General features: G+C 35.1%; 27 protein-coding genes and 3 pseudogenes. 12 read left to right on the forward strand and 18 right to left on the reverse strand.

Features of this window, described 5'->3' with window-relative positions:
* Positions 1-147 precede the first annotated feature (147 nt).
* Positions 148-2,817 carry a tetratricopeptide repeat protein gene (locus AAGD51_RS05365; RefSeq protein WP_236515095.1) on the forward strand — a complete coding sequence of 890 codons (2,670 nt, stop codon included), beginning with the start codon at positions 148-150 and terminating at the stop codon, positions 2,815-2,817.
* On the forward strand, positions 2,805-3,269 hold the full coding sequence (locus AAGD51_RS05370) for a tetratricopeptide repeat protein (RefSeq protein ID WP_236515094.1): 465 nt from the start codon (positions 2,805-2,807) through the stop codon (positions 3,267-3,269). Before AAGD51_RS05365 ends, AAGD51_RS05370 begins: the two co-directional genes overlap by 13 nt.
* Before the next feature lie 38 nt (positions 3,270-3,307).
* Here AAGD51_RS05370 and odhB read toward each other — a convergent pair whose 3' ends face one another.
* Positions 3,308-4,480 carry a 2-oxoglutarate dehydrogenase complex dihydrolipoyllysine-residue succinyltransferase gene (gene odhB / locus AAGD51_RS05375; RefSeq protein WP_077188159.1) on the reverse strand — a complete coding sequence of 391 codons (1,173 nt, stop codon included), beginning with the start codon at positions 4,478-4,480 and terminating at the stop codon, positions 3,308-3,310.
* A 967-nt stretch (positions 4,481-5,447) separates the two neighbouring features.
* Here odhB and hemC point away from each other — a divergent pair.
* The 3 genes from hemC (at position 5,448) to AAGD51_RS05390 (ending at position 7,492) form a co-directional block, all read left to right on the forward strand.
* Positions 5,448-6,326, forward strand: coding sequence for a hydroxymethylbilane synthase (gene hemC, locus AAGD51_RS05380; RefSeq protein WP_265013873.1), 879 nt, complete (start codon positions 5,448-5,450; stop codon positions 6,324-6,326).
* Complete coding sequence (murB, locus tag AAGD51_RS05385; RefSeq protein ID WP_236515092.1) at positions 6,317-7,204, forward strand: UDP-N-acetylmuramate dehydrogenase; 888 nt, start codon at positions 6,317-6,319, stop codon at positions 7,202-7,204. The genes hemC and murB overlap by 10 nt, the downstream gene beginning before the upstream one ends.
* A 96-nt stretch (positions 7,205-7,300) precedes the next feature.
* Positions 7,301-7,492: a hypothetical protein gene (locus AAGD51_RS05390; RefSeq protein ID WP_006279936.1), complete on the forward strand. Its 192-nt coding sequence runs from the start codon at positions 7,301-7,303 to the stop codon at positions 7,490-7,492.
* A gap of 114 nt (positions 7,493-7,606) precedes the next feature.
* Here AAGD51_RS05390 and AAGD51_RS05395 read toward each other — a convergent pair whose 3' ends face one another.
* The 4 genes and pseudogenes from AAGD51_RS05395 to AAGD51_RS05410 form a co-directional block, all read right to left on the reverse strand.
* Positions 7,607-8,404, reverse strand: a complete 798-nt coding sequence (locus AAGD51_RS05395) for an Rpn family recombination-promoting nuclease/putative transposase (RefSeq protein WP_341810395.1) — start codon at positions 8,402-8,404, stop codon at positions 7,607-7,609.
* Positions 8,401-9,948 (reverse strand): group II intron reverse transcriptase/maturase, encoded by a 1,548-nt coding sequence (gene ltrA, locus AAGD51_RS05400; protein WP_006280223.1) that lies wholly within the window; start codon positions 9,946-9,948, stop codon positions 8,401-8,403. The genes AAGD51_RS05395 and ltrA overlap by 4 nt, the downstream gene beginning before the upstream one ends.
* Positions 9,949-9,985: 37 nt before the next feature.
* Complete coding sequence (locus AAGD51_RS05405; protein ID WP_173862902.1) at positions 9,986-10,129, reverse strand: hypothetical protein; 144 nt, start codon at positions 10,127-10,129, stop codon at positions 9,986-9,988.
* Positions 10,130-10,583: 454 nt separating this feature from the next.
* A pseudogene (locus AAGD51_RS05410) lies at positions 10,584-10,829 on the reverse strand (PD-(D/E)XK nuclease family transposase); the annotation flags it as partial.
* Between the two features lie 120 nt (positions 10,830-10,949).
* Here AAGD51_RS05410 and AAGD51_RS05415 point away from each other — a divergent pair.
* The 7 genes and pseudogenes from AAGD51_RS05415 to AAGD51_RS05445 form a co-directional block, all read left to right on the forward strand.
* Positions 10,950-11,631, forward strand: a pseudogene (locus AAGD51_RS05415) (helix-turn-helix domain-containing protein); the annotation flags it as partial.
* 211 nt (positions 11,632-11,842) lie between these two features.
* A complete protein-coding gene (locus AAGD51_RS05420) occupies positions 11,843-12,796 on the forward strand; it encodes an IS110 family transposase (protein WP_341810396.1) in 954 nt (317 codons plus the stop codon).
* A 195-nt stretch (positions 12,797-12,991) separates the two neighbouring features.
* Positions 12,992-13,219, forward strand: a pseudogene (locus AAGD51_RS05425) (transcriptional regulator); the annotation flags it as partial.
* Positions 13,220-13,390: 171 nt separating this feature from the next.
* On the forward strand, positions 13,391-14,047 hold the full coding sequence (locus tag AAGD51_RS05430; RefSeq protein WP_341810397.1) for a RadC family protein: 657 nt from the start codon (positions 13,391-13,393) through the stop codon (positions 14,045-14,047).
* Between the two features lie 103 nt (positions 14,048-14,150).
* Complete coding sequence (locus tag AAGD51_RS05435; RefSeq protein WP_341810398.1) at positions 14,151-15,347, forward strand: hypothetical protein; 1,197 nt, start codon at positions 14,151-14,153, stop codon at positions 15,345-15,347.
* Between the two features lie 86 nt (positions 15,348-15,433).
* Positions 15,434-16,342 carry a helix-turn-helix domain-containing protein gene (locus AAGD51_RS05440; RefSeq protein ID WP_264339509.1) on the forward strand — a complete coding sequence of 303 codons (909 nt, stop codon included), beginning with the start codon at positions 15,434-15,436 and terminating at the stop codon, positions 16,340-16,342.
* Between the two features lie 46 nt (positions 16,343-16,388).
* Positions 16,389-17,375: a helix-turn-helix domain-containing protein gene (locus AAGD51_RS05445; protein ID WP_264339508.1), complete on the forward strand. Its 987-nt coding sequence runs from the start codon at positions 16,389-16,391 to the stop codon at positions 17,373-17,375.
* Positions 17,376-17,470: 95 nt separating this feature from the next.
* Here the strand turns inward: AAGD51_RS05445 and AAGD51_RS05450 are convergent, their stop codons facing one another.
* The 13 genes from AAGD51_RS05450 to AAGD51_RS05510 all read right to left on the reverse strand — a co-directional run bounded on the left by AAGD51_RS05450 (position 17,471) and on the right by AAGD51_RS05510 (position 26,276).
* Positions 17,471-18,385 (reverse strand): patatin-like phospholipase family protein, encoded by a 915-nt coding sequence (locus AAGD51_RS05450; RefSeq protein WP_019236454.1) that lies wholly within the window; start codon positions 18,383-18,385, stop codon positions 17,471-17,473.
* Positions 18,386-18,393: 8 nt separating this feature from the next.
* Positions 18,394-18,615 (reverse strand): hypothetical protein, encoded by a 222-nt coding sequence (locus AAGD51_RS05455; protein ID WP_253309009.1) that lies wholly within the window; start codon positions 18,613-18,615, stop codon positions 18,394-18,396.
* A gap of 67 nt (positions 18,616-18,682) precedes the next feature.
* The gene (locus tag AAGD51_RS05460; protein ID WP_341810399.1) at positions 18,683-19,216 is read right to left on the reverse strand and encodes an ankyrin repeat domain-containing protein; all 534 of its coding nucleotides are present in this window, start codon (positions 19,214-19,216) and stop codon (positions 18,683-18,685) included.
* Between the two features lie 52 nt (positions 19,217-19,268).
* The gene (locus AAGD51_RS05465; RefSeq protein ID WP_341810400.1) at positions 19,269-20,213 is read right to left on the reverse strand and encodes a phage tail protein; all 945 of its coding nucleotides are present in this window, start codon (positions 20,211-20,213) and stop codon (positions 19,269-19,271) included.
* The gene (locus tag AAGD51_RS05470) at positions 20,214-20,423 is read right to left on the reverse strand and encodes a tail protein X (protein WP_253309012.1); all 210 of its coding nucleotides are present in this window, start codon (positions 20,421-20,423) and stop codon (positions 20,214-20,216) included.
* Positions 20,420-20,767 carry a phage tail protein gene (locus AAGD51_RS05475; protein ID WP_015589018.1) on the reverse strand — a complete coding sequence of 116 codons (348 nt, stop codon included), beginning with the start codon at positions 20,765-20,767 and terminating at the stop codon, positions 20,420-20,422. The genes AAGD51_RS05470 and AAGD51_RS05475 overlap by 4 nt, the downstream gene beginning before the upstream one ends.
* A complete protein-coding gene (locus tag AAGD51_RS05480; RefSeq protein ID WP_341810401.1) occupies positions 20,767-23,049 on the reverse strand; it encodes a phage tail tape measure protein in 2,283 nt (760 codons plus the stop codon). Before AAGD51_RS05480 ends, AAGD51_RS05475 begins: the two co-directional genes overlap by 1 nt.
* A 109-nt stretch (positions 23,050-23,158) precedes the next feature.
* A complete protein-coding gene (locus AAGD51_RS05485; RefSeq protein ID WP_010405430.1) occupies positions 23,159-23,416 on the reverse strand; it encodes a phage tail assembly protein in 258 nt (85 codons plus the stop codon).
* Between the two features lie 83 nt (positions 23,417-23,499).
* Positions 23,500-23,781: a type II toxin-antitoxin system RelE family toxin gene (locus AAGD51_RS05490; RefSeq protein ID WP_010082215.1), complete on the reverse strand. Its 282-nt coding sequence runs from the start codon at positions 23,779-23,781 to the stop codon at positions 23,500-23,502.
* Entirely contained in the window at positions 23,765-23,965 is a 201-nt protein-coding gene (locus AAGD51_RS05495; protein WP_007303020.1) for a hypothetical protein, read from the reverse strand. Before AAGD51_RS05495 ends, AAGD51_RS05490 begins: the two co-directional genes overlap by 17 nt.
* A 61-nt stretch (positions 23,966-24,026) precedes the next feature.
* Positions 24,027-24,524: a phage major tail tube protein gene (locus AAGD51_RS05500; RefSeq protein ID WP_010082216.1), complete on the reverse strand. Its 498-nt coding sequence runs from the start codon at positions 24,522-24,524 to the stop codon at positions 24,027-24,029.
* Between the two features lie 11 nt (positions 24,525-24,535).
* Positions 24,536-25,723, reverse strand: a complete 1,188-nt coding sequence (locus AAGD51_RS05505) for a phage tail sheath subtilisin-like domain-containing protein (RefSeq protein WP_174515985.1) — start codon at positions 25,721-25,723, stop codon at positions 24,536-24,538.
* Positions 25,716-26,276 carry a hypothetical protein gene (locus AAGD51_RS05510; RefSeq protein ID WP_155968663.1) on the reverse strand — a complete coding sequence of 187 codons (561 nt, stop codon included), beginning with the start codon at positions 26,274-26,276 and terminating at the stop codon, positions 25,716-25,718. Before AAGD51_RS05510 ends, AAGD51_RS05505 begins: the two co-directional genes overlap by 8 nt.
* Positions 26,277-26,279: the final 3 nt, after the last annotated feature.

The raw sequence follows: 26,279 nt of genomic DNA on the forward strand, positions 1-26,279 counted from the left end.
TCGGGGAATCTTTATGCTTAAGACAGCAAACAAAATTGACCCTGTTCGGCACTGTTATTACAATGTTAAAGAATCTGTTGCATTATCTTAGGCACTTGGTGACTTTAATTTTTTATAGAAAGAAGTTATTCGTAGGTTTAGTAGGGTATGAATGTAGAAAACAAACAGTCTGAAGTACTTAGTAATCGTACATTTAAGAAGAGAGATGGCACATCAACAGGTGATCATGGTCGCAAGTATGAAGTAAAATTATTAATGCTGTATCTACTTCATGGGTTAAGTAGTAAAATTGACTTTTGGTTAGCATCAAACATAGAAGGTTTTGGAGCCTTTGATGATATTTTTTTTGAGTATAAAGATCAGAAGAACAAATCGAGAATTATCTTGGTTCAAGCTAAGCACTGCAATACACATCGCTCTTCGAAGAATATTACTTTTGAAGATTTGTTTATTGATGGAAATGATAGAAAGCAACAGAAAGAAGATTTCGGGTTAAACAAATATTTTGAATCTCATCCTGAGATTAAGCAAAACCCTGAGTGTAAGAACAGTGATATTACGCTTGTCATTCATACTAATGTCAATGTGAACCTAAAAAAAGGTACAGAGAAGCAAGGAAGCGTAGAAACATTAGAGAAGTATCTGGAAGAGTCAAAGTTAACAAATGATAACACTTTAAATATTTATGAAGGTCAAAAAGGAACGTGCTACAAAATAAAAAATCATACTGAACTGAAAAAATACTTCAGTTGTGGTAGTGACGATGAAATAGAAGATTTTTTACTTAGAATAAGGTTTGTAGTTGATCAACCTAATCATTCAAAATTAGATGATATTATTAAGAAAGAAATAGGGAATATATACAAAATATCAGGGGAAGAAGATATTGATACGGTTTTTGTCCGTGTATTTGACAAGGTAGAGAAATGGTGGGCACAAAAGGGTAGCAAAGTTTCTTATCTAACAAGAAAAGACGATTATTTTAGGGAAGCTATAGAACATCTTTATAGTCTCAAACCTAGAGAAGATCTATTTGAACGGTGGAACATTCCACCTAAAATAGCTAGTGGAAATTTCATTGAACGAGAATATCTCAATGAAGAAATAGTAAATCATCTAAAGACAAAAAATGAGCCAGTTATATTAACTGCTTTGTACGGGTTAGGTGGAGTAGGTAAAACACAGTCAGTGCTAGATTTTATTCAAAAACATGGGAAAGAATACAAGGCAATATGTTGGTTTAATGCAAAAGATGAAGATCAACTACTCAGTGAATATGTTAATTTAGGAAGAAAATTAAATATTATTCACGATGAAGACAACATTTCTATTGCACAGCGAGCTTATTATGTGAAAAACTGGCTAGAAGATTCTAAACGTGAAGGCTGGTTGTTGATTTATGATAATGTATCAAATTATGAAGTCATTTCTAAGCTCAGACCTACAAAAGGCGGCAAAATAATAGTTACGTCTCGTAATACTGAATGGCCACAAGGGAGTATAGGTGTAGACGTTTTTACTCCTCCAGAATCAGAATTATATGTTAAGAAAATTCTAGGCCAGGTTTCAGAAAGCGATAGGCCAAATATAGGTATATTGGCAGAAAAGTTAGGTAGATTACCTTTGGCATTAGCTCAGGCTTGCGCTTACATCAAAGAAAACAAAATGACTATCTCACGTTACTTAGAAATTTATGCAGAAAGGAAGCTTTATTTATTATCTCATAAAACACTACCTAAGGATTCTAACCATGAGCCTGTGTTTATTACTTGGGATATTACAATGGACGCAATTCGTAATGAGTCTAAACTAGCAAGCAAGTTGTTAGTAGCTTGTGCATATTTAGACAATGATATTCCTAAAGATTTGTTAAGAATATTTCCTGAGATTGTAGAGAACAATTCTGAAGAAAAACCTTTTGAAGAAGTATTAGGTATATTATTGAGATATTCGATGCTAGTGTCCAATGAGCAGAGTAGTAGTGTTTCTATTCACTGTTTAGTACAAGATGTAATTAGGCTAAAGTCAAAGGAAAGTGGAAAAATTAAAAAAGATATAAAAACCGTTTTTCAATTATTAAAAGAAAGCTTCCCTGACGACAGTGACAAATTAGAAGATTATGCTAAGAAACGACAGTTGTTACCACATTTAGAAACGTTCTTATCACATATAGATGATTGGCTAGGAAAAAATCCTTTAGAAAAGCAAACAATAGAGAAGGATTATCTTGTGGATTTGTTAATACGAATGAGTGATGGATATTATTACTTGGGTAATCCTAGAAGACAAAAGGAGTCGCTTGAACGGGTTTTACCTATCTTTAGAAAACATTATGGATCTGATCATTTTATAGTCGCCACGGCACTGACAAACCTCGGTATCGCTTGCGGGGATTTAGGTGATCACAAGAAAAAAAAGACGTTGCTTGAACGGGCTTTACCTATTTCTGAGAAACATTATGGCCCTGACCATTTCGAAGTTGCTGCCATACTGACAAACCTAAGTAGTTCCTACGGGACTTTAGGCAATCATGATAAACAAAAGGAGCTTCTTGAACGGACTTTAACAATTAAAGAGAAACATTATGGCCCTGACCATTTCGAAGTTGCTAGGACACTGGCAAACCTTGGTAACTCTTATAGGGCTTTAGGTACTCCTCAAAAAGCAAAAGAGTTGCTTGAACGGGCTTTACCCGTCCTTAAGAAACACTACAGTCCTGATCATCCTGAAGTTGCTATACCACTTGCAAATCTTGGTATTGCCTATGGTGCGTCAGGTAATCATGAAAAAAAAAGGAGTTGCTTGTGCGGGCTTTAATAATTCAAGAGAAACATTATGGCCCTGATCATTTTATAGTTGCTAAACTACTGACAAACTTAGGTGGCGTTTACATAGTTTTAGGCGATCCCAAGAAAGCAAAAACGCTGCTTGCACGAGCTTTAATAATTCAAGAGAAACATTATAGCTTTGGTCATTCTGGAGTTGTTAAAACACTGATAAATCTAGGTAATGCTTATGGAGATTTAGGTGATCACAAGAAAAAAAAGGAGTTGCTTGAACGAGCTTTACCTATTTTTGAGAAACATTATGGCTCTGGTCATGTTCAAGTTGCCAAACTACTGGCAAATCTTGGTATTGCCTATGGCGCTTTGGGCGATCACAAGAAACAAGAGAAATTGCTTGAACAGGCCTTGCCTATTTTTGAGAAACATTATGGCCCTGATCATCCGGAAGTTGCTAAACTGCTGGCAGAACTAGATGACATTTAGGTTTTTAGCAATACTGGATTAACAACAATTCATTTGAGCTACACTTCCAAAACTAATCTATTTGGATCTTCTATATAATTTTTTATTTTAACGAGGAAAGTTACTGCTCCTTTGCCGTCAACTATTCTGTGATCGTAAGAGAGAGCAATGTACATCATAGGTCTGATTTCTACTGCATTACCAACAGCAACTGGCCTGTTTTGTATTGAATGCATTCCAAGTATTCCAGATTGCGGAGGGTTTATTATCGGAGTAGAAAGAAGCGAACCGTATACTCCGCCGTTTGAGATAGTGAATGTTGCACCTTCCATTTCTGATACTTGTAATTTACCTTCGCGAGCTTTTTTGCCAAGAGCAACCAAAGTCAACTCAATTTCTGCAAATGACATCTGATCGGCACCCCGAATAACTGGTACAACAAGACCTTTATCGGTGCCAACAGCAACACCTACGTCATAGTAATGTTTATATATGATTTCATCGCCTGAGATTTCAGCGTTAATTTCAGCAATTTCTTTCAATGCTTGCACCGTTGCCTTTATAAAAAACGACATAAAACCAAGTTTTATTCCATATTTTTTTTCAAAGGCGTCCTTATATTTTGCTCTTAGATCCATGACATTTTTCATGTCAATTTCATTGAACGTGGTCAGTATTGCAGCAGTATTTTGCGATGCTTTCAAACGAGCGGCAATTACTTGCCTTATTTTGCTCATTTTTACTCGTTCCTCTCTTTGCTCTCCATTTACTACACTTTTTGGCAATTCATATTGTTTTATTGCAGGTTGTTCAGCTTTGTTCATATGGCCTATCACATCTGCTTTTGTTATTCTGCCTCCCATGCCAGTTCCTTTGACGCTTTCTGCACTGATTGCATTTTCTTCCATAATTTTACGAGCTGATGGAGCATCTTTTTTAGCAGCACTTTCGCTTTTATCTTCTTTTCTCGCTTCCTCTTTTACTTCTCCCATGGAAAGCTTTGCTAACAATTGATCAGGACTTATTACATCATCTTCTTTTATAAGAAATTCAGTTATTTGCCCTGAAGCTTCTGCAGTTAATTCGAGTGCTGTTTTGTCAGTTTCAATTTCAAAGATCAAGTCATCTACTTTTACTGCTTCTCCAATACCCTTCTTTATTTTTACTATACCTTCTGTAACTGATTCACCACCAAGAGTTTTTGGTGCTCTGATTTCTATAATTTTGCTCATAAAACAACTTCCGTATAAAACTTTCTATAGATTTATACATGAAAAGAGACATGTAATAAACTAATAAATTCATTGAGGCTCTTATCATTTAGAAGTGACAAACGGATAACATATTCCCAAATGTCATTCCAGCACGTGACGCTAGGCCATAAAAATTCCTTGACAAGCTTTGTCAGCCCCCCTATCATGGTACTGAAGCTATTTATTTATCTTCGCAATCTGTGCAGGTTAATGACAAAAAACTTAGGGTATTTGGCGTCTCATGTTTAATTTTTCGCACTGCGTGCATCGCATGTCTTTAAAAATTTTTAGGTTTTTACCTATATAAGCCGAAACGCGCTTACAAAGCGTTTAAGACAGCAAAAAACGTCAAATTGACAAGGGAGAATTTGAATGCTAGCTACTACGGGGTTTCTTTGCCTTTTTTCCTGCTTAGTAAATTTCTTAAACACTTGCGGTGTAGGTTAGTTGCAAGTTAAAAGCAGCTAAATCGCTCTTAATCAAGCGTTTTAGAATAAAAAAAACGCCGATATTTTAGTACATAGTAAATAGCCAACCACCACGGGGCTTCTTTTGCCTTTTTTTTCGCTTGGTAAATTTTTTAATATTTATAGCTAAACGACAACCGTCATCCCGCTACGTGTTAGCGGGATCTAGAGATACCGTGACGGTATGACGGTTCGCGGTGGTATGACGATAAGGTTTATACCTTGTCATGCAAGTAGCTTGACACTAGAATCCAGTAAGCTTATTTATGCATATAAAAGGTTATTATTTTGTAAAGGCAAAGTTGCTTTTGGTTTTAAGTTAAAGTACAATAAATGCAAAGGCTCATATAAACTGGATCCAAGTAGTCAGCTACTCGGATGACATCAGAGAGAGGGTAACCGAAGTTCATGCGATACACGTTACCAAAGTGTTTAAATAATTAATTAGGTTAAGGTTTGGTATTCAAACAGTCGTACATATGCTAGTCAAAATAGGTACCAGAGGAAGCAAGCTTGCAGTTGCCCAGGCTTTGGAAGCAAAACAAAAGTTGCTGGACTCTTTTCCTAACTTATCTATTGAAATTGTTAAGATAAAAACTTCTGGAGATAAGTATGCAAACGCAAATCTTGCTGAAATAGGAGGTAAAGGATTATTCATTAAAGAAATTGAGGCTGAATTGCTCGAAAATAATATAGATATGGCAGTTCATTCGTTAAAGGATGTGCCTGCGTTTTTCTCAGGGGGCTTAACAATTCCTTGTGTTTTAGAAAGGCTAAGTCCATGCGATGCGTTTATTTCTCATAAACACAATAGCCTTGAGTCTTTGCCACAACAGGCTATTATTGCCACTTCTGCAATAAGAAGAAAAGTTCAGTTACTAAATTTTAGACCAGATTTAAATATAGTACCGTTACGTGGAAATGTAACAACTAGATTGCAAAATCAAAGTTTTGATGGAATAATTTTAGCTGAAGCAGGGCTCATAAGATTAGAAAAACATCACTTAATTACAGAGGTATTGCCACCAAAAGTTATGTTAAGTGCAGTGGGACAGGGAGCGATTTGTATTCAATGTAGAAGGAATGATGTAAAAATTATCGATCTTTTAGAGAAAATTAATAATAATATGTCTTTTATAAGAGTGAAATCAGAGCGCAGTTTTATGAAGACAGTGAATGGTTCATGTTTTACACCACTTGCAGCTTTGGCTGAATATGTGAGCGAAAATATGCTACATCTTCGTTGTATGTTGGCAGATGAAAAAAATATATACTTCACTGAGCGCACTTCATTTATAGAAGATGCGGAGAAAATGGGTATGGATGCAGGGTTAGAGTTGAAATCAAAATGCTTATAAGCTTACCTAAAGTACGTGGAGTCTATCGTTATGACATCTTAATGTCTAAAGCAACGTGGTTAAATGTCGGTGGACGAGCTGATATATTATTTAAACCACGTGATATTGAAGATTTAACATGCTTGATTAAAAACACTGAGTTGCCAATCAACGTTATCGGTGCAACATCCAACATAATAGTGCGGGATAGTGGCATTCGAGGAATAATAGTAAAATTGGGTAAGGAATTTTCATATATAAAAAGTAAAGGTAACAACTCCATTGTTGCAGGTGGTGCTGCGCTGCTCAGGAACCTTGCTTACTTTGCAGGAGAGCAACAAATTAGTGGACTTGAGTTTCTAGTTGGAATTCCAGGAACAGTTGGTGGCGGAATAGAAATGAATGCAGGTGCGTATGGTAGTGACATCGCAAGCGTTGTACAATCCATAAAAGCAGTGAATCTAGAGGATGGAAACCTATATGAGTTCTCCAGCGAAGAAATGGGGTATTTTTACCGTGGACATAGCCTAAAAGGAAATTGGATTTTTGTTGAAGCTGAGTTTAAAGGAGTAAACTCAGAGTATGAGCTTATACTGCAAAGGTTAAAGGAAGTTATTGAGAGGAAAAATAAAAGCCAGCCAATAAGAGGAAAAACTGCTGGGTGCATATTCAAAAATCCAAAAAACTACCGAGCATGGGAGTTAATTGATAAATCTGGCTGCCTAGGGTTAAATATTGGTGGAGCTAGAATCTCTAAGAAACATTGTAACTTCTTGCTCAATTACGATAATGCAACTGCATCTGACTTGGAAAACCTTGGCAACAAAGTAAAAGATGCAGTAAAGGATAAATTTAATGTTGAACTTGAGTGGGAAATAAGGGTTTTGGGTAGCTATTAGATAGTTTTTATAGCTTATGTATATTCGTTCAGGAGAACGGCAAATAAGGTAGACAAGTAATCTAAAAAAATAATCATAGAGAAAACGTGAGGTAATGTGGTTAATCTTGTAGAACTTTGCAAGAATCTAGAGAGAAAAATAGCAAAGTTATACCAATTCTCATTATTAGTGAATCAAATAAGCGATATTGCAGAGTTATTTAATTGTGGAGTGAGAAAGAAAGGCAATAGTATGGCTTTTTTTCCATTGTTGCCTATCCGTTTGTTGTGCAGTGGGAATTGGTATTAGCTGAACGGACACTATTGTTATACTATATCTTATATACAATTGTGCAATATGGATAATGGCAACAAATTTACTAACGAAATTCAGTGACTTATGATTGATAATTAAAGTTCTTAATTAGTAATTGTTCACACTTAATTCTTCAATCTCACTAATAGAAAGGCCAGTAAATTTGACAATAGTGTTAACATCAACATTATTAGCCAGCATTGCTTTTGCGACTTCAATTTTCCCTTCAATTTTGCCTTCCTCTTTACCGATTTTGATGCCTCTTTCTTCGCCAATTTGGATTCCTTTTTCAGTAGCAAGATCAAGTCTGTATTCAAGAATGGCTTCTTCTTTGCGTAGATCCATTATTCTTTCTTCATAAGCTACTAAATCTTTTTCATTCCAGCTAAACCTGTCTAATTCATCGTAGGCTAACTTTATTATCGGTGCTTTTTCTGCTATTTTCCTTAAGTCTTCTTCCGTAGTTTCATCTGCATATTTGAAGAAAAATAACCAACGATCCACTATGCTTTCTAGCTGTTCTTCCTTATTCTTAGGAAATTTAGGTAGTTCAATAAATACAAATTGAAAATCTTTTAAGTCATGCTCATTGGTTTTCTCATCTCTTATAGTGTGGCTGGATATATAATCAAGCTTATCAGGAAATAAATTACAATTAGAGATAGCAATAAAGAAAACCTTCTTTAAATCAATGTACTTACCAGATTTATCAGCTTGCCTTGAGTAAGCCTTAGCAGCATATAATTGAGCTCGTTTTTCGAAGCCTTTATCGCGAGTAAGATGGTTAGGTAAGGAAGTAGTATTGCTACTACTCCCTCCCTTAGAAACGCAGCATGCAGGTTTCCCCACACTACGCTTGAGCCCCTTATCTAAGTCCTTCTTTTCTCGAACCGGCTTGTCCTTCATGATTCCTCAGAAAACATCATTCTTAATGGTGACACCAACAGTAGAGAACCTTCTCTTGAGAAAGAGCTTGCTAACATTTTTGTTTGTTTCACTCTTTCATCAAAATACTTTTTCCATTTTAAGTCAAGTGGATTTGCATCCGCCCTGATTTTAACATGTCGTCTGATAGGTATATCAATCAACCTAAGCAGTCTTAAATACCTTATCTCTTTCGGTTTGTTCTTGCATATGGGTGCAGCAAAGACCCATTGGCGTTGTTTCATTACCTTGAAGTAACGATTCTTTATCCAACGTAATCCTTTACGAGGATGTCTTTTCTTTGCCCATTTCCATAGAGCACACATAATTTCATGGTCTATTTTGTTAAAAGCTCTTTTCGCACACACATGGCTGTAGTAATTTCCCCATCCCCTTAATAGGGAATTGAGCAACTTGATTAGTACGGCCTGAGTGTTCGCTATGTTTGCCTTTATCAATGTACGTGCTTTATTAAGAAGTTTCTTAATACTTTCTTTTGAAGGTTTTATAATTAACTTCTTATTATACCTGCGTACATTACAACCAAGAAAGTCAAACCCTGTTGTAATAGATGTAATTTTTGTTTTCTCTTCGGAAAGGATAAGACCTCTCTCCTGAAGAAAGGACGATACTAGAGGTTTTACTTCATTTTCCAGTACTTCACGTGTGATTCCTGAAATGATAAAGTCATCTGCGTACCTGATTACATTTACTCCACTTCTGATTTTGCTTCTTCTTTTACTGCCAAGTTTACCAAATTGACTTTCCAATGATTTTTCAAGTCCATTTAGGGCTAGATTTGCTAGTATTGGAGAGATGATACTACCTTGTGGGGTACCTGCAGTTGTGGAATACAGAGTTTTTGATTCTAGGAAGCCAGCTTTTAACCAGCTATGAAGAATTTTCTTCTCCATAGGAATATGCTTCATGAGCCATTCATGGTTAATGTTATCAAAACACCCTTTAATATCACCTTCGAGTATCCATTGTAGTTGGTTACGGCTTGCCAGTAACAAGTGACAAGCCACAGTAGCGTCTGCGCAGGATCTTTTTGGTCTAAAACCATAAGAGTGACGATCACTGATCGTTTCAGCTATCGGTTCCAAAGCAAACAAGTATAATGCTTGCATGGCTCTATCTTTTATCGTAGGGATTCCAAGAGGTCTTCTTTTGCCATTAGACTTACTGATGTATATCCGTTTTAGCGGAGAAGGTTTGTATCCTCTTTGTTTTAATAGCTTTATTCCTTGAAATTTTGTGTTGCAAGTCGACCATATTTGACGATCTACACCTGCTGTGTTTTTTCCTTGGTTTTCAGTTACTCTCTTAACCGCCAAAGCTTTGCCGCTAAAAGAGCGTGTGAGAAGGTGTTGTAAAGTTTTCACCTTACCCCATCTGCCTTGTTGGACAGCCTTAACAATACGCCTCTGTAGCCTCATAACAACTTTTTGGCATTTCTTCCAGGGTAACTGGTTCCATGCTTCGGAGTTATTGGTAGGTGCACTTACAGTTGTACTTGTAATCATCTGCTTTCCTACCTTAAGTGGTTAACAAAGTTTCTTGTCATGAGGGACCAAATGGAAGTCTGCTCGTTTTCACGCGAATTAATGTTACAAATTCTATCCATTTCGTTACAAAATGGCATTCGCTTTCTCCATTATCCTTTACCTGCACATCCATCAGCATTCCTTGCGGGTTGCCTGCCATATAGGCGAAAATACAGGCTTATCCTGTTCCTTTTGTCATACAATAGTGGGTTAGGTGGCTTCTCTATACCGGTGGAATTATTATTTGCGTACATCCAGAAATGAAAAATGTAACTCATCCACATTACCTTTTGGTCGGAGCTTATCAGCATCTTTAGCTCTTTAATCGTTACGATACTTATGAAGCTTCACTTACGTTCACCATACCACTAAGCCTAGCCCTCCAACCACATGATGCTTGTAGTTTATGCTTTCTCTCACGATTGAGCATCTTCTTTATCAAGAGGAGGTTCATTGTCCGCGTCGCTCGGCACCAACTGGTTACCCAATTCGCACTGATGCGTAGACTCAGATGGCAAAACATCTGGTTCAATAAGCTTTAGAATCCTTTCAGTTTCTTTCTGAATGAATTCCTCTCCTTTTAAACAATATGACCGAAGGCTTTCAGGTCGCACCATTTCTATAATATATCTTGAACCTTGAGAGTCTTTACAAAGAACATCGACAATACTTTGCTTTTTAGCGGCAATCTCATGGTCCAAAATGGTAGCTAAGAATTCAACATCGTGAATAGCAGCTAAGCCAGTAAAGCCTAAAATATCGTTCAAGAAATGAATGAGGATATCTTTATTCTTCTCGGTGCCAAATATTCTTTTAAAGGCATAATCATTGCGAGCATCAAGAAATTTAGAAAGAGCCATGAGAAAGTAAGATAAAAAGCATTAATAATTATACACAATTGTGAAGAAATATTCAACTAAAATGCAAACATAGAAGTTTTTGTATATCTTTGTTTGGTAGTATTAACATGTATAATATTTATGGCAAACATCTCAATAAGGTATCAGATAGCACAAAAAGTAAGGAACTGGAGGTTAAAGCGAGGATATACTCAAAAAGATTTAGCGAAGAAAGTCAGTGTAACGTATCAAGTAGTACTACAATATGAAAAAGGAACACGTAAAATTTCGATTGAAAAGTTGTATGCTATAGCAGAGATATTGTCGATTGGTATTGTAGACCTAATTCCTGTATCAAATGAAAAAATCTGTCTTGAAGATGAGGGAGAAGAAATACTAAATCTAGTAAGAGAATATAAAAAGATTAATGATCAAGAGTTACGTAAGATATTTTGTTTACTAACCAAGTTTGTTCAAATTAGTGAGAAAAGTAGTAAAAAAGCAGAGAAAATAAAAATTGCAAAGGGTCTGGTTAAAGGAGGAGTTTCTGTTGATATTGTTGCAAAAACAATTGGTCTCTCTGCTGATGAATGTGTTGAAGAAAAAGGAGGTTCTATTTACTGCCAAATAGGAAAGAAGATAAAAGAATGGAAGAGAGTATACTCAAAAGGATTTGGCTGAGAAAATGGATACAACACGTGACGAAATAAGCAACTATGAGCAAGGACGTGTGGCCATTCCACTGGAAAAATTATATGCAATAGCAGAAACATTATCAATTAGCATTACAGATCTGCTCATAGAGGAAGATTGTAAGTTAAAAACATGATATAAATGAAGTAAGAGGGAAGATAACTCTACTCACTATAGGAATAGAGTTATCACGGGCGTGTGCGACCGAAAACCAATTGGTATTACAACCGTTTGTATCAAGGTACACTAGCCCTATCTCTCGATACGTTTGAATAGTTGTTTGGGAAATATATATACGCCCGTTTACAATCTTAAATTAACTAAAACTATCGAGGTTTATTATGGTTACATCTTATCAAAATTTTATTGGCATTGACATCGGAAAATTTAAAAATGTTGCTGCAGTTTACAACCAAAATAACATTATCAAGTTCGACAATAATGCTGATGGTTGGCAACTGTTGTTTAAAAAGTTTTCAGATATCTTACCTAATTCTTTGGTAACTTTAGAAAATACGGGCAAATATGAGCTTGGTTTATCACATTTTCTTGTTGGCAATAATATTGCAGTACATCAAGCAAATACTCGAAAAGTAAAAAGTTTTATCTTGTCTCACGGAACTTTAGCAAAGTCTGATAAATCAGATGCGATGGCTCTTGCTCAATACGGATGTGAACGCCATAAAACTCTCTCTCTATTTGTACCTACTTCAAAAGAACAATCAACTCTAGCTGCACTGTGTCAACGTCGTGATGACATTACGCAAATGAGAACTCAGGAAAAGTGTAGACTGGAAGCTCCTGAAAATGACCATATAAAGGAAAGTTGCCAGAAGACCATTGAATTTTTCAATAATCAAATAAACGAACTCAATGACACTATACAAAAAATTATTGATGAAAGCCATGAGCTACAACAACGTCAAAAAATCCTTAAAACAGTTCCTGGAATAGGCAAAAAGTTATCACAAGATTTTTTGTGTTTAATGCCAGAGCTTGGCTACTTAAGTAGAAAAGAAGTAGCAAGTCTTGCCGGAGTAGCACCTCATCCTAAGGAAAGTGGTAAAGCTGTTGGTTACCGAAGGATTATGGGCGGTAGAAGTAATGTTCGTTCAAAGCTCTTCATATCAGCCATAGCTGTTACAAAGTCAAAATCTGTACTTGGTGCCTTTTATTCTAAGCTTGTTGAAAGTGGTAAGAAGAAGATGGTGGCTATAACAGCTCTTATGCGTAAAATTATAGTAATTGCTAATGCAAGACTTAAAGCAGCAATTACTTCACACAGTAGCAACTGACAATGAATATTGTGAATAAGTACGTCCACACAAACTTAAAGTACTTATTCACATATTCATTGGCTTAAGCAGGCAATAGCTGTTTGACATAAAATTCTATTCCTATGACGAATGGATTTTTATTACCTACATGATTGGATCAAGTTGCAAAATTACACAATAAAAAATTTTTTAAAAAACATAGTTGATGAGATAGTAGAAGATGAGCTACCTGATTTAATAAAAGAATACAAAAAAATTGGGAGTCAAGAATTACGCTATGCGCTAATAAAATCTCTGTTTGAAAGCATACAAATTTGCGAAGAGAAAGTGAAAAGAGCAGAAAAGATGAAAATTGCAAAAGATTTAGTGAAAGGAGTAATTCCAATCAACATTATTTTGCAAACTGTAGGAATCTCTTTAGACGAAATTCAACAAGTTTAAAATAAAAAAATCATCATATATTAATATATTCACTTCTTAATGAAAAAATAAGCAAAAAAGATTGAAAAATTGATTTGACTTCACTCGAAAGCTATGGCTTTATGCCAATGCTGATAAAAAGACAGCAGTAAATATCTAAAAAAAGTTTGTTGTTAGTGAAGGGTAAATTATATGAATAAAAGTAAAGAAGAAATAGAATTCAGAATATTAGAAAGCAAAGGCAAAGCACTACTTGATCGTGAAATAATGGAAACATTTCTAAGTGCAGTACATGAAAGGTCACAAGCTCAAGAAATTGCTAAAAATCTGGTGAACACTTATACGGGAGTAGGAAGGATTTTAGGTAGAGAAATGGATGACCTGAAAGTGATAGAAGGAGTAACTGATTCTGCAGTAGCAATGATTATGTGTGTTAAGGAAACGCTAGAAAGGGTACTGAGAGAAAAGCTCAAGAGTGAGCCAATAATGGACTTACAAGGGCTAGTAGAATATTTGAACGTAAGTATAGGATACTCAGAAAGGGAATGTGTAAAAATACTGTACTTGAATAAAAGGCGCCAATTAATCGGAGAAGAATCCTATATTGGTGAAATGGAAAAAGCACCGGTATACATAAAGGAGATTATAAAAAAAGCATTAATAAAAAATGCAACATTAATAATAATGTCACATAACCATCCTGGAGGAAGCTTAGAGCCGTCAGAAGAAGATCAAGCAGTAACAAAGGGCTTAGCAGCAGCGTGTAGTACTGTAAGCGTTAGATTATTTGATCACATTATCATCACAAGTGGTGGTTATTTTAGCTTTAGAGAAAACGGATTGTTATAGTAGAAAGTATTTGCAAATCTACTCACTATAATTTATAATGAGTAATAGAATATATAAACTAAGGTTTATATACTTAAAAAGTATTTTTAATAGTGAGGATAATATGGGTAAGAAAATAATTGTACCTTTTGATGATCAAGAAGGAGGTACTTACGAGTTAAACATTGATCTTGATAGATTATCAAAAGGTGAGGTGTTAAATGCTATTGTAGGAATTGGTCGTACTAAGGAGCAATCCACCTTTGTAAGCAAAATTAATAAGGCTAAAAAGCCTGAAGAAATAGCACCTTTCCCTGGTAGAGAAGTTCGCGAAAACAAAATCAACTATGGGAAAGGATTTGACTATGTTTATGGCACAAAACCTGTAAGTGATCAAGAAGATAAAAATCCATTTGCTTCAGCTTTGAAAAAAATAAAGCCAAGTGCAGAAAAGTTGAGCTGGTTTAAGAGTGCTGTGGTAAGAGCAAAAAGTCCAAATGAACTGCACAAGGTTGTAGACGAAGCACTAGCTGCTGGAGCAAGGCTAAATGCATGTAATGATGGAGAGTGGAGCTTCGCGGAATATGTGATACTGGGCACACATTTTCATAAATTTGATAAGGCTGATCGTAAAAAGCTAATACGTAAATTAATGCTAAACGGTGCAGAGTTTCATGATACTTTATTGGAGAATAAATTGATAGGTGAAATCTATAATGAGCTACAACCAGAAGTTCAGCCACATATAGATGAGAGACTAGAAGAACTAGAGAAAGCTGGCGAAAGTGCTGTGCAAGAAGGAGAATTAATAGATGTTGAAATAGATAATACAACATCGTATATAGAATTTTCTGGGGATAGCAAGGTAGAGGTAGCCAAAATACTGGAAGCAAAAAGAGAGCTAGGAAGTAATATTTTAAAAATTGGCAATGATGCAGTTGAGGTTAAAAGTGAGAAGGGAGGTATAAGAAACTATATCGATATGTCAGATGGAAGCTCTATTATATTAGAATTTCCTACAAGCATTGGTAAGCTAGATATTATATTGTACCACGATGTAAAAAAATATGATCAAGTACAAGTCAGAGTAGAAAATAAGGAAATGTGGTCTAAATTACAAGAAAGAGGCGAAGAAATAGGAAAAAATTGTCTTTTTGCTGGAGTAAAACTTAAAGAAGCAGTAGAAAAGGGAAGTTTTATGAGATGTGGCATATGGAATAGCAAGCAGCTTATGAAGGAGGTTGATAGCCCAAGTGAAAAATTGTCTTCATGGGTAGATAAAGTACGTGAAAATAGTAAAGAAACTTTTAGGGGGCTTTAATTCATTTATTTTAAGGTTCCAGAGTCTACCATTATATCTGGAGCCTTTGAGCTATAGTAGAAAATATTATATGTATGGTTCTTTGTATGGAAAAAAGTCTAGACTGTGAGGTAGGGCAAAAAGTGAAAAGTTGGAGGTTAGAGCGAGGGTATACTCAGAAGGATTTAGCGGAGAAGGTTGGTGTAAAGTACTGGGCAATACTGCAATATGAAAAAGGGAGTCGTAAAATTCCAATTAAGAAATTATATGCTATAGCAGAAGCATTATCAGTAAATGTTAAAGGTCTAGTTTGTGGAGAGACGCTACCAAATGAAAAAAGATATTTTGAAGATGAAGAAATATTAAATTTAGTAAAGGGTTATAAAGATAAAGAATTAAGCAAGGTATTTTATTTATTAACCAAATTTATTCGTTTGAGCGAGGAAAGAAGCAGAAAAGCGGTAAAAATAGAAGTAGCAAGGGGTTTGATGAAAGTAGGAGTTTCTGCTCATGTTATCTCTCGAACAACTAACTTATCTATTGGTGAGTATGAGGAGAACAAAATTCCCATTCCATACAAAGTAGGGCAAAGGATAAAAGAGTGGAGATTGATACGAGGATATACACAAAAAGATTTAGCGAATAAAGTTGGCATAACAAATCAAGGAATATACGAGTATGAACAAGGGAGAGCTGCTGTCTCACTTGAAATGTTAGATGAAATAGCAAAGGTATTATCAATCAGTATCATAGATCTACTTCCCGAATCAGATGAGGATAGTGAAGCGGAAGAAAAGCTATCAAAGTTGATAGAAGAATACAAAAAGATTGAGAGTCGGGAATTACGCGATATGCTAATCAAGTCTTTATTTGAAGGTATACATGTTTGTAGAGAAAAGGTCAGAGAGGAAAAGAAGATTGAAGTTGCAAGGAATTTAGTGAAAGAGGGAATTTCTGTTGATATTATCTTGCAAACGACAGGCTTATCAAATTATATGATTGAGAAATTTTTGTGATTTCATAAAAACTTAGCCAATAGTGGATTTTTTTGTGATAGAATATATGTTTGCTTCTGTAGGAAAAACAGCTTTTAGAGGATTTATCTATGATAATTCAGAGCATATTGGCTCAGTAAGCTACGAGCTAGGGAAAAAAATAGAAGGTTGTAGGATAGTACAAGGGTATACTCAGGCAAAATTAGCAAGAAAAATTGGTTTAACACATAAGGAAATACATAACTTTGAACTAGGGTGCAAGGCTATTACAATCAAAGAATCGTATATAATAGCAGGAGCATTGTCAGTCAATGTTATAGATCTACTTCCAGGACCAACAGTACTAAGAGAAAACAGTTGGTATGAAGATGAGGATAAAGAAATAGTCTATCTAACAAAAATACATAGAGAAATTAAGGATCAGGAATTACGCAAGAAGCTGTATCCATTAGTAAGGTTTGTATATATTAGCGAGAAAATTAGCCAAGAAGAAGCGAAAATAGAAGTAGCAAAGAATCTAGTGAAAGAAGGAGTTTCAGTTGATATTATTTCCCAAGTGACTCGCTTATCTACTTATGAATATGATGATATAGAGAAAGAAATTTGTACTGATTCTATACTCTACAAAGTGGGGAAAAGGATAAAAGAGCAGAGATTAATACGGGAATACACTCAGGAGGACTTGGCAAATAAAATAGGTTCAACACCTAAAGAAATACACGACTATGAACGAGGATATACAGACATTCCAATTGAAATATTATATAAGATAGCAAAGACATTATCAGTTAACATTAAAGCTCTTGGACTAACAGAATATGAAAATGAGCCAGTTTTTGGGTTTATAGGTAAATGCGAAAAAATTGAGGATCAAGAATTACTGGATACGGTAGCCAGATCTTTATCTGAAGGAATGCAAACTGGTAAAGAAAAGGTTAAAAAAGCAGAGAAAATCAAGATTGCAAAAGATCTAGTTAAGGAAGGTGTTGCTATTGATATTATTGTGCGAGCAAGTGGCCTAACTGCTGATGAGTTGGGTGAGTGTGAAAATTGAATGTGTTTAAGATATAAGTAAAGTTAGTTAATGATTTAACCAGCAGAATTTGCTAACCAACTTTTTTGGCTCAGTTGAATTTTGCTTGGTATAAATTAAGATATGAAATCGCAAAGTTTATCTATTAATTTCTGGTTGTCCTCTATCATTGCATTTGCCTCTTGCTGAAGAGATTTGATATTTTTGAGTGTAATATTGTCCATCTCAGTCGATGCTACTTTCAATTGCGATTGTATTCTTATATATTTATCGTCTATTACTTGTTCTAGTTGATAATCAACGCAATCCAATCCAGAGGCAAACATCACATTCAGTAGTGGCTTGATCCACCCTATTTTGCCAAATTTCCTTGAGTTAGCATACTTTATACTTCTATCTGTTCCACCAGTGCCTATTGATAGCAGTATAATCTCATCATTTGGAAATAACCTCTTACCACTTGCATATGCACAAGCCGCTGGATTATTTGCAAACACTCCACCATCTATCAATACTCTCTCTGTTTGGCTAATTTTCAGACGTTTTGGTGTGAAGTACGTTGGAGCAGCTGTTGTAGCTCTGAGTGCATCTTTCAACTTAATGTTTTTTTCTTTCCAACTTTTGAAGAAAAATTCACAACTATTGTGAATGTCATAACTGGTGAGTAGTAGATTACTCGCAACATCGGCCATAGTACTTTCACCAAAGTATTTGTTGAGAATAAATTCCATATTTCTATATGAGTACTGAGAACCACTCAGCCAAGAAGCAATTGATTTTCTCCAAAATGATGATTGAAAGATATATGCTCCATACTCTTGGTAAAGTTCAACCAAATCATTGGCAGAGTATTGAAGTTTATTGCTTTTACAAAGTCCAGCAACAATAATCCCACCGGTTGAGGTTCCTGCCATTAAATCAAAAATCTGGGAAATTGGCTTTTTTGTCCTAGATTCAATTTCTGCTAGAATAATGGCAGGTATTATCCCTCTAATGCCACCTCCATCTACAGATAAAATGTACTTTGTCACTGTAAAATTTATTTATGTTTGTGAATAGCTTCAAGTTCGTTGACTTCTTCAGTGAGGTTTTTCACTCTCTCTTCAAGTCGATAGACTATTTCGATTAGTCCTTGGTTTTTTTCTATAAATTTATCATGGATGTGTACACGTAAGTCAAGTTTTGCCAACCACCATATGAATCCTATAGTCTGTAGAACTATTGTTATTATTACCGCTATTGGGATTTTTTGCTTTTTCATGTGAAAATATGAACTTGTTATGGATAGTTTTGGAAATTTATATGCAGATTATAGAAAACTTACAGCTTTAGTGATTACTTTTTGTTGATTCGTATTGATCTTCTGCTTTAGCAAGTAGCTTTATGATTTCCCTGTAAGGTTTATCTTTATTGTGCCTTGACCTTAATACAGCTACATCTCTTGGATTTTTTCCATCTGTGTCTCTAATGGTAGGGTCTGCACCTTTGTCTAATAAAAATCTAATTATCTCCAATTTGCTTTCATATGTAGCTGCATGTAAAGGTGTCCATCTTTCATATTTTGTAGCATTTATATCAACTCCTTTTTCTACTAGGAATTTTACAACCTCTGCACATCCCTCTTCTGCAGCATAATGTAGTGCTGTTAATTTAGGGATCTGCACATTAATATCTAATAGATTTTCTACTAAGAATTTTACAGTCTCTAAGTTACAATTTTGAGAAGCAATGCGTAATATCGTTTTATAATTATCTGCAGCTCTTGCCTTCATGTAGGAATAGGTAGCAATAATACATACTATTACTGTTATAAGCCACCAAAAATGCAGCTTGTTTTTTGTATCTTGACCCAATTTATCCATATTCAACATCTTTTTAATATTAAATAGATCATTTACTCATTTTTTATTAACATTACTTACTCAAAGATGCTGACAACATAGTAAGGTAACCCGAGCTATTTAAAGTATGCTCCGCTCTGTTAACTATCCATTCACCATCTACCGCTTGATTAAAAGCTATAAGATTAAGTTTAGCTTCTGCAAATAACTCTGGATTACCAGGTATAGTGATATCCAATACTGCATTATTTCGCTTTAGTTGTTTTAACTTAGCATTTGCTGCACTTAGTGCTGATTCTGCATTTGAGTACATTTCTAGAATAATATAACTTGGCTCGCCGCTACCAACTGTTTCTTTAATAGTTTCACCCTTTTCATAGCTATGCCACTTTGCCACTACTGAATTATACTTATCACGTACGGTAAAATGCACTTTCCAGTTAATTGTATCTTGAGGTCTAATAGTCGTTGTTCCTAAAGCTTTTCCTGTGGCTGATTTTGCCATATTCTTTGAAATAAACAATATATACCCACCAGCTAATTTTGCCATTGCTTCACGCTCTGTTGCGATCTTTGTTAACAGACTTATATCACTTTCATCTGCCTGATTAATATGGGGTATCAATACATTCTTAAATTCCTCAGCAACTTTATGTCCATATCCATGTTTTTGAGCTATTTCTTTCACTAAGTTTTCTATGGTAATTTGATGCCATTCTTTTGATACTTTTGCCTTCAAAGATATTCTTAAATTTGTTGCATGAGCTTTTATTAGTAGAGTTTTAGGTGGACCCTGTATAGTCACTTCGTTGACTGTATATATACCCATTGGAAAGATTCCAAATTCCTTATAACCTAGTGCTATGTTCAATTCATTCGGAATATCTATGTCTTCATCCCTGTAATCAACACACACTTCAACTACATCATCTATTATTCCTGATTCATCTGTAAGGTGCAATGATATAACTCTATCTTTAATTGATTCACATTTATCTATTATAAAATCTGGCTGCATTTATTCCCAGACCTTTAATTTTGACTTTTGTACTATTTTCTTAATAGTAGGAAGCTTTATCTTTAATCCTGCAGGCAAAAAGCTTCTGTATTCTGCCAAACCTAAGTTCTCTGCTAGTACTAATTCCACTACTCCATCAGTAAATCCGTAATGTTTCCAGCAAATCAGATCTAACATCTCATTTTCTTTACTCACATAGTATACAGTCATCTATAGCTTTTTAAACTCAAACTAAATTCAACTTTTCTTGGTAGTCCATTAGGTAAAAAATACATCTGCTTTTCTTCTAACCTAGTAATTACGAATTGTCCTAAAATATTACCTAAACTATCTACTAAAATATGTGGTTTTTCAGCTTCTTTCACACTCTTTAATTGATTTAGCCCGTTGAGATTATGCAGATAAATCATTCCTTCTAAATCTATATTTTCTACACCTTGACCGATATTTTGTAATAGTGGCATATTTTCAATACACTCAATCGTGCTCCAACGATTTTCTCTGCTATACTTTAAACTTGTGGGAGCAAACTTATACGGACCAAGAGATAGCATCAATAAAATGTCTCTACCGTATCAAATAAAACATCACGTGACTTTTCTCTTATCCTTTTTATTACTTCATCTGCAAGACTACGAACATCTTGGTTAGGTTCTGCTTTAATGCTGATAGTGTAATTATTAGTGATGTTCTGAGTTTTATTTTGTTCTTTATTTTCAAACTTACTCCTTGCAAATATCTTATCGCTCTCTGTAAACTTTTTCTCCTCAATAAGGCTTTTGACTCTAAAGATATTCTTATTTCTCTTGGAAAATTCTTTAATTATACTGTTACCTAACAAAGGATTTCCACTGTTGAGAATATTACTTTTTAGGGGAGTGTGCACTGCTTTTACTTCAGTTTTTCTTTTTTCAAACTCTTTCAATGTGCTATGCCCCAGTACTTTTCCAAATACACTTTCCCCTATCCATGAAAAAGCTTCTCCTATAGGTTTAATAAGTGATTTCCAAAAGCTAGAGAAAAAGTCTTTTACCTTTTGCCAGTTAGTTATAACAAGTGCTGCGCCAGTGACAAGTCCAGTAATTAAAAGTCCTATAGGGTTACTCATTACAGCGAGTGTTATTGCTCTTAGCCCTGTTATAACTGCAGGAAAAACTGTAGCTAATAAAAATGAAAATGTTGCAAGTATTTTTGCTCTTAAACCAAGAACTGTACTCGCTAAAAAAGTAAATCCATAACCTAAGCCCACTACTAAGATTTTTAAACTTATTAAAGCTGCTATAGTTCCCATGATTGCTTTGGTTAAAGTTGGATATTTTTCTGCAAATAACGCTATGCTTCTAGTTTTTTCTTGTAAAAATTCAGCTATAGATTTTAAAGTAGGCAGCATCACTGAACCCAGGTTCATACCAACTTCAGCTATTGCGTTTCGAAGAAGTCGTAATTTACTGGCTGTGGTGTCTACACGGTTTTGAAATTCTTTCTGCAACGAGCTCTTGTACTCTTCTGTGTCAGCTAGTAACCTTATAGCATCTTCATATTTGTTAAAACTTCCAGCTAATAATGCAATATCATCTTGATATTCCTGACCGAAAAGTTTCATAAGGATTGTAGAACGTTCCTGGTTATCCATTTTCTTTAGAGTTTGAAAAAAGTAGAGTAATGCTTCTTCGCCGTTTTCGCTTATTCTTTGTACTATTTCTTCTGCAGTTATGCCCATTTGCTCTAGTGCTGCTTTAAAATCCCCTCCTTGTTCTTCAGCAGTCTGAAGTTTACTAAGTAGAGCATTTATAGCAGTTGCAGCTTTTTCAGGTGTTTTACCTAAGCTAATGAAAGCATTTGCTAAACTACTTGTTTTCTCGATATCCAAACCAAACTGCTTTGCAGTACCACCAACTATTGCTAGAGCTTCAACCATATCTCTTGCTTTAGCAGCAGTGTTATCTGATAAGTGGTTGATCACATTACCAACATGTTCCATTTTACTAACATCAATTCCATAAACGTTAGAGAGTTTAGCTATAGAATCACCTGCTTGCTCTGCAGACATATCAAATGCTGTAGACATTTTTGCCACTGTTTCTGTAAACATAAAAAGATCTTCTTTCTTGATACCAAGTTGACCACCACTTGCAGCTATTTGTGCCAGTTCTGCGGCTGATAATGGTATAGTACGTGACATCTCTTTTAACTTCTTTGCAAATTTAGTTGCTTCATCCGTTCCTTTTTTAAAATCTACCACTTTTGTAACATCAGCCATAGCACTTTCAAAGTCAATCGCAACTTTAACTGGAGCTGCAAGCGTTAGCCCTAGCCCAATAGTCTCTATAATTTGTGACTTAAAATGTGCTTTGCTTGCTAAAAAACTTTGGTGACTACGTATTGCAGACCCAAGCTTACCATACTTACCTTTTAGCACTTCAATAGAAGAACCAAGTTTATATTGATCACTTACTAATGACTTAATATTTCTTCCACTTTTTCTTACTTCTTCATTAAATGAATGCAAAGCATCTCTCTTTTTTAAGTATGCTTCTTTTGCTTTTGTTGCGGAGGTTTTGGCCTTGTCAAACTCTGCTTTTAAAGTTTTGCTTGGTTTCTCCACCGCTTTCATTTGTTTAGCTAAAGATTTTACTTGATCTTCAAAGCCCTTCCACGACCTCCTGCTAGTCAAAACATCACTACCCAACTGCTTAAACTTTGATACTGATTTTAAAGATGAATCAAGCTTTCTTATATTCTCACCAAGATTAGAGAGTTGACTACTACTTCCTTTTATTACAGTACTGAAACTGCCATCAAGTACCGCACCTATTTTTATCGATAATACTGACATTTGAACTCCCTAGCTAATTTGCTCCATAAAATAAACTCACTAATCTCCATATCAAGAATGTGCTTAACTCCACCACCTATGATAGAGCCAAGCACTAGTATTTCTAATCTCAAGTTTTTTGGATAATCGGTGAAAAAAAATCCTTTAATACCTCTTGAATTTTCACATAATCAGCAATATCTAACTCTTCAATTGCTTCTTTTGCAACTGATGTCAAATTGGCAGTCAAAGTTACTTCTTTACTAAGGTCACTACCATTTAAGCGTTCAATTGCAAGATAGTCTCTAACTTTTGGACGTCTAACAGTAAGTTCTGAGACAGAAATTCCATCAACTGTTATTGGGTTATTAAGTGTTATAGCTTGCATGTTCCTCCTTAAAAAGTTAATTAAATAAAAGTCTATATCGGCTTTTACATAACTAATTTCTTTGTATGGTGCTATAAATAGGATTAGCTTTGATAAGAATCTTTTCTGTGTTCAATTGAAGTAATAACTACTGTATGTTCTGGTACATCTATATAATAAAGTATACGATAGGTACTCACCCGTAGACTACGTTGTCCACTTAAGTTATGCTTTAATGGCTTTCCAAGTCCAATTGGATCAACTGTTAGACGCTCCATTATTGCCTTCTTAATCATTAACTTTACTTTTGCTGGAAGAGCCGGAATGTCTTTCTTTATAACAGATTCTGAATAGTCTATATTGTAAGGCTTAATCCCAGAAGGCATCTTGATGTTTAACCCTCTTTTCTTTATAGCGTTCGTCAGCAATCTTAGATAATTCCATATCTTCAATTTCTTCTTCCATTAATTCAGTTAATAACTTTAAAACGGACTTGTCTTGAGATTGTGCTACACTAACAAGTAAACCAGTTAGCTGCTCTATGGAATTTGTATGAGCTTTAGAATCCATATTAACTATATACCTACAACTTCTTATATTTTAACATTTTTATGTAATTTTGTCAACCATATTAGATCCCTAGAATCGTTTGTAGCAAGGCCATTTGATCAACGCCATTTATCTTTCTAATCATATTTTCAGCATCGATCTCTATTAATTCATTACCACCTATAGTAAGTTTATAATAATGGGCAGCTACAGTACACTTCAGCGTTGCTTTCTCAGCAGGTTTCCAGTTGCCAAAGTCAAACTCTTTAAAAATGCCTCTTAAATTGATTATTACTGCTTCAATATCATTACCTTGCATTCCTCCACGGAGCGTTAAAGATACTGAGTTTCCATCTATCAAGCCAAAAAGTCTAAATAGTTCTGAATCATACTCAGCAAAAGTAAAGTCTGCTTCAAGCTTTTCCATGCCCATGTCAATATTTATTGGAATATCCATACCACCAGCTCTGTACTCTTCGGTTTTTATGGTAAGCTTCGGCAAGGTTATTTCATCTATTTTTCCTGCATAACCACGACCATCTACAAATACGTTAAAATTTCTCAGTATTTTCGGTAACACTTTGCTTTCTCCTAACTTATTACACTATTATTTACGAGATGAGATTTGAATGTTATTTGCTCAGCCGGATATGGTAGTGTAAATTCGAAATCAAAATATACTTTCCCGCTTGCAATATTTGTTGGTGTATTGAGCTCTGGAGTTGCATAACATTTTCCGCTAATAATCGCTCCTTGTACTTTTAAATTGGCCAAATAAGAATTCACCCCCTCAATCACATCATCTATATAAGTTTTGGTGATATTGCGATCAACTGCCCATAAATGAGCTCGAAGTAGACTATCATTGATTAAATCTGCAGTCCTTCTCACTGACAGAAAAGCCCATTTTGAGTCATTTGAACATGTTCTATTTCCCCAAAGCCTATAGCCGTTTTGATGAATTATCGTTGTTACTTCATTTTCATTTAAGTGGTTTGCTCTGCAATTTGCATAACCTAAGCTAAAATCAATAGGCCTGCTTGTGCCAACAATACCATTTATCTCTTTATTTGAAGGTGAATGCCAGAAGCCTTGTTCGCTGTCTATTTTAGCTATTAAACCAGCTACAAATGGACTCGATGGCAAGATTTTTTCTTTTCCTTCAATAAATAACTTAATCCATGGGTCAACTACGTAAACTCTTGAGCTGCCTACACTTTTTCTCCATTTTATTGCTTCTTCATCATTAGTATTTGGTCCGTCTGCAACAATAATTGCTCTTAATTTTTCTGCTATGGAAATTAAAGCACTCACTACTGGATTTACTCCATCTATTTCAGGTAACTGATGAGTAAACTGAGGTGCAATTAATATTCTTGGAGCAACATGAACTATACTTTCACTACTGAGGAATGCCTCTATCCCTTGATATTCTCCAGTCTCTTTATCAACTCCACCGATTATACTTTGAATAGTTTCACTTTCTTTGAGCTTTGGATCGCTGTTTTCACTTTCTTTAACTCGAATAACTACTACTGTTGCACCAATCTGGGAAAATATTCCATTTATTGCAGAAGGTAAACTGCCACTCTTTCCGAGCTTTGCTGCTTCCTTTAAGCTTCCTGCAACTAACACTGGTTTATTTAGCGGAAATTTTTGCTCATCAGCTTCAGGTGCAGTACCAATTACACCTATCACTGATGATTTAGCTGTACGTACTGTCTTTGCTCCTGAGGTTACCTCAATAACATTTACGCCATGTAAAAATTCTTCAGCCATTTCTTTGTATTTTTTTCCTGAAATCATCTAGCAAAGTCTGTAGCTCATTTTCACTTTTGGCTTCTTCAATCTTTCTTTTGGCTAAATCTTCAAGCTCTTCACATTTAATTATTGCTTTTACTGCTTTTTTCACTTTTTCCTCAATTATTCTTGCCATTTCAATAACCGTAATACCACGGACTTTTGCTAAAGGTTCTATAATTTCTTTATCCTTTTCATCTATAGATTCTGGTGCTGCTAGAATGCTTTTTGCGGCTTCCGCTTGAATCTCATAAGATTTAGCTTTTTGGTGAGAATGACCTGCATATTGGTGAGTATGATTATCATAATAGAAACGCATACTATCAAATGCACAAAGCTTCGCATTATCCAGTAACTCCTTTTGTATATCTTCTTTAGTACGCTGAGCAATTTTTCCTCCTTCTGTTAAACAATAGCTTTTTTGCCAATCAAAATCTTCTGGTGCTTCATACCAATCATTTTCAGTTGGCTTGCTTTCAAGTGTTGTTGTTTCTACTTGTTTATCATTTTCAAATCTAATGTAGATAGACATTGT

The organism is Wolbachia endosymbiont (group A) of Volucella bombylans, assembly GCF_964026965.1.
GTDB lineage: Bacteria > Pseudomonadota > Alphaproteobacteria > Rickettsiales > Anaplasmataceae > Wolbachia > Wolbachia pipientis.

Bases quoted from the DNA above. Each gene is read 5' to 3' on its own strand.
- AAGD51_RS05495 (WP_007303020.1), bottom strand. From the start codon at position 23,965: ATGGATTCTAAAGCTCATACAAATTCCATAGAGCAGCTAACTGGTTTA.
- murB (WP_236515092.1), top strand. From the start codon at position 6,317: ATGCTTATAAGCTTACCTAAAGTACGTGGAGTCTATCGTTATGACATC.
- odhB (WP_077188159.1), bottom strand. From the start codon at position 4,480: ATGAGCAAAATTATAGAAATCAGAGCACCAAAAACTCTTGGTGGTGAA.
- AAGD51_RS05365 (WP_236515095.1), top strand. From the start codon at position 148: ATGAATGTAGAAAACAAACAGTCTGAAGTACTTAGTAATCGTACATTT.
- AAGD51_RS05485 (WP_010405430.1), bottom strand. From the start codon at position 23,416: ATGCAAGCTATAACACTTAATAACCCAATAACAGTTGATGGAATTTCT.
- hemC (WP_265013873.1), top strand. From the start codon at position 5,448: ATGCTAGTCAAAATAGGTACCAGAGGAAGCAAGCTTGCAGTTGCCCAG.
- AAGD51_RS05480 (WP_341810401.1), bottom strand. From the start codon at position 23,049: ATGTCAGTATTATCGATAAAAATAGGTGCGGTACTTGATGGCAGTTTC.
- AAGD51_RS05455 (WP_253309009.1), bottom strand. From the start codon at position 18,615: ATGAAAAAGCAAAAAATCCCAATAGCGGTAATAATAACAATAGTTCTA.
- AAGD51_RS05445 (WP_264339508.1), top strand. From the start codon at position 16,389: ATGTTTGCTTCTGTAGGAAAAACAGCTTTTAGAGGATTTATCTATGAT.
- AAGD51_RS05420 (WP_341810396.1), top strand. From the start codon at position 11,843: ATGGTTACATCTTATCAAAATTTTATTGGCATTGACATCGGAAAATTT.
- AAGD51_RS05395 (WP_341810395.1), bottom strand. From the start codon at position 8,404: ATGAAGGACAAGCCGGTTCGAGAAAAGAAGGACTTAGATAAGGGGCTC.
- AAGD51_RS05505 (WP_174515985.1), bottom strand. From the start codon at position 25,723: ATGGCTGAAGAATTTTTACATGGCGTAAATGTTATTGAGGTAACCTCA.
- AAGD51_RS05510 (WP_155968663.1), bottom strand. From the start codon at position 26,276: ATGTCTATCTACATTAGATTTGAAAATGATAAACAAGTAGAAACAACA.
- AAGD51_RS05465 (WP_341810400.1), bottom strand. From the start codon at position 20,213: ATGCAGCCAGATTTTATAATAGATAAATGTGAATCAATTAAAGATAGA.
- ltrA (WP_006280223.1), bottom strand. From the start codon at position 9,948: ATGATTACAAGTACAACTGTAAGTGCACCTACCAATAACTCCGAAGCA.
- AAGD51_RS05490 (WP_010082215.1), bottom strand. From the start codon at position 23,781: ATGCCTTCTGGGATTAAGCCTTACAATATAGACTATTCAGAATCTGTT.
- AAGD51_RS05405 (WP_173862902.1), bottom strand. From the start codon at position 10,129: ATGGCAGGCAACCCGCAAGGAATGCTGATGGATGTGCAGGTAAAGGAT.
- AAGD51_RS05460 (WP_341810399.1), bottom strand. From the start codon at position 19,216: ATGGATAAATTGGGTCAAGATACAAAAAACAAGCTGCATTTTTGGTGG.
- AAGD51_RS05475 (WP_015589018.1), bottom strand. From the start codon at position 20,767: ATGCTATCTCTTGGTCCGTATAAGTTTGCTCCCACAAGTTTAAAGTAT.
- AAGD51_RS05435 (WP_341810398.1), top strand. From the start codon at position 14,151: ATGGGTAAGAAAATAATTGTACCTTTTGATGATCAAGAAGGAGGTACT.
- AAGD51_RS05430 (WP_341810397.1), top strand. From the start codon at position 13,391: ATGAATAAAAGTAAAGAAGAAATAGAATTCAGAATATTAGAAAGCAAA.
- AAGD51_RS05470 (WP_253309012.1), bottom strand. From the start codon at position 20,423: ATGACTGTATACTATGTGAGTAAAGAAAATGAGATGTTAGATCTGATT.
- AAGD51_RS05440 (WP_264339509.1), top strand. From the start codon at position 15,434: ATGGAAAAAAGTCTAGACTGTGAGGTAGGGCAAAAAGTGAAAAGTTGG.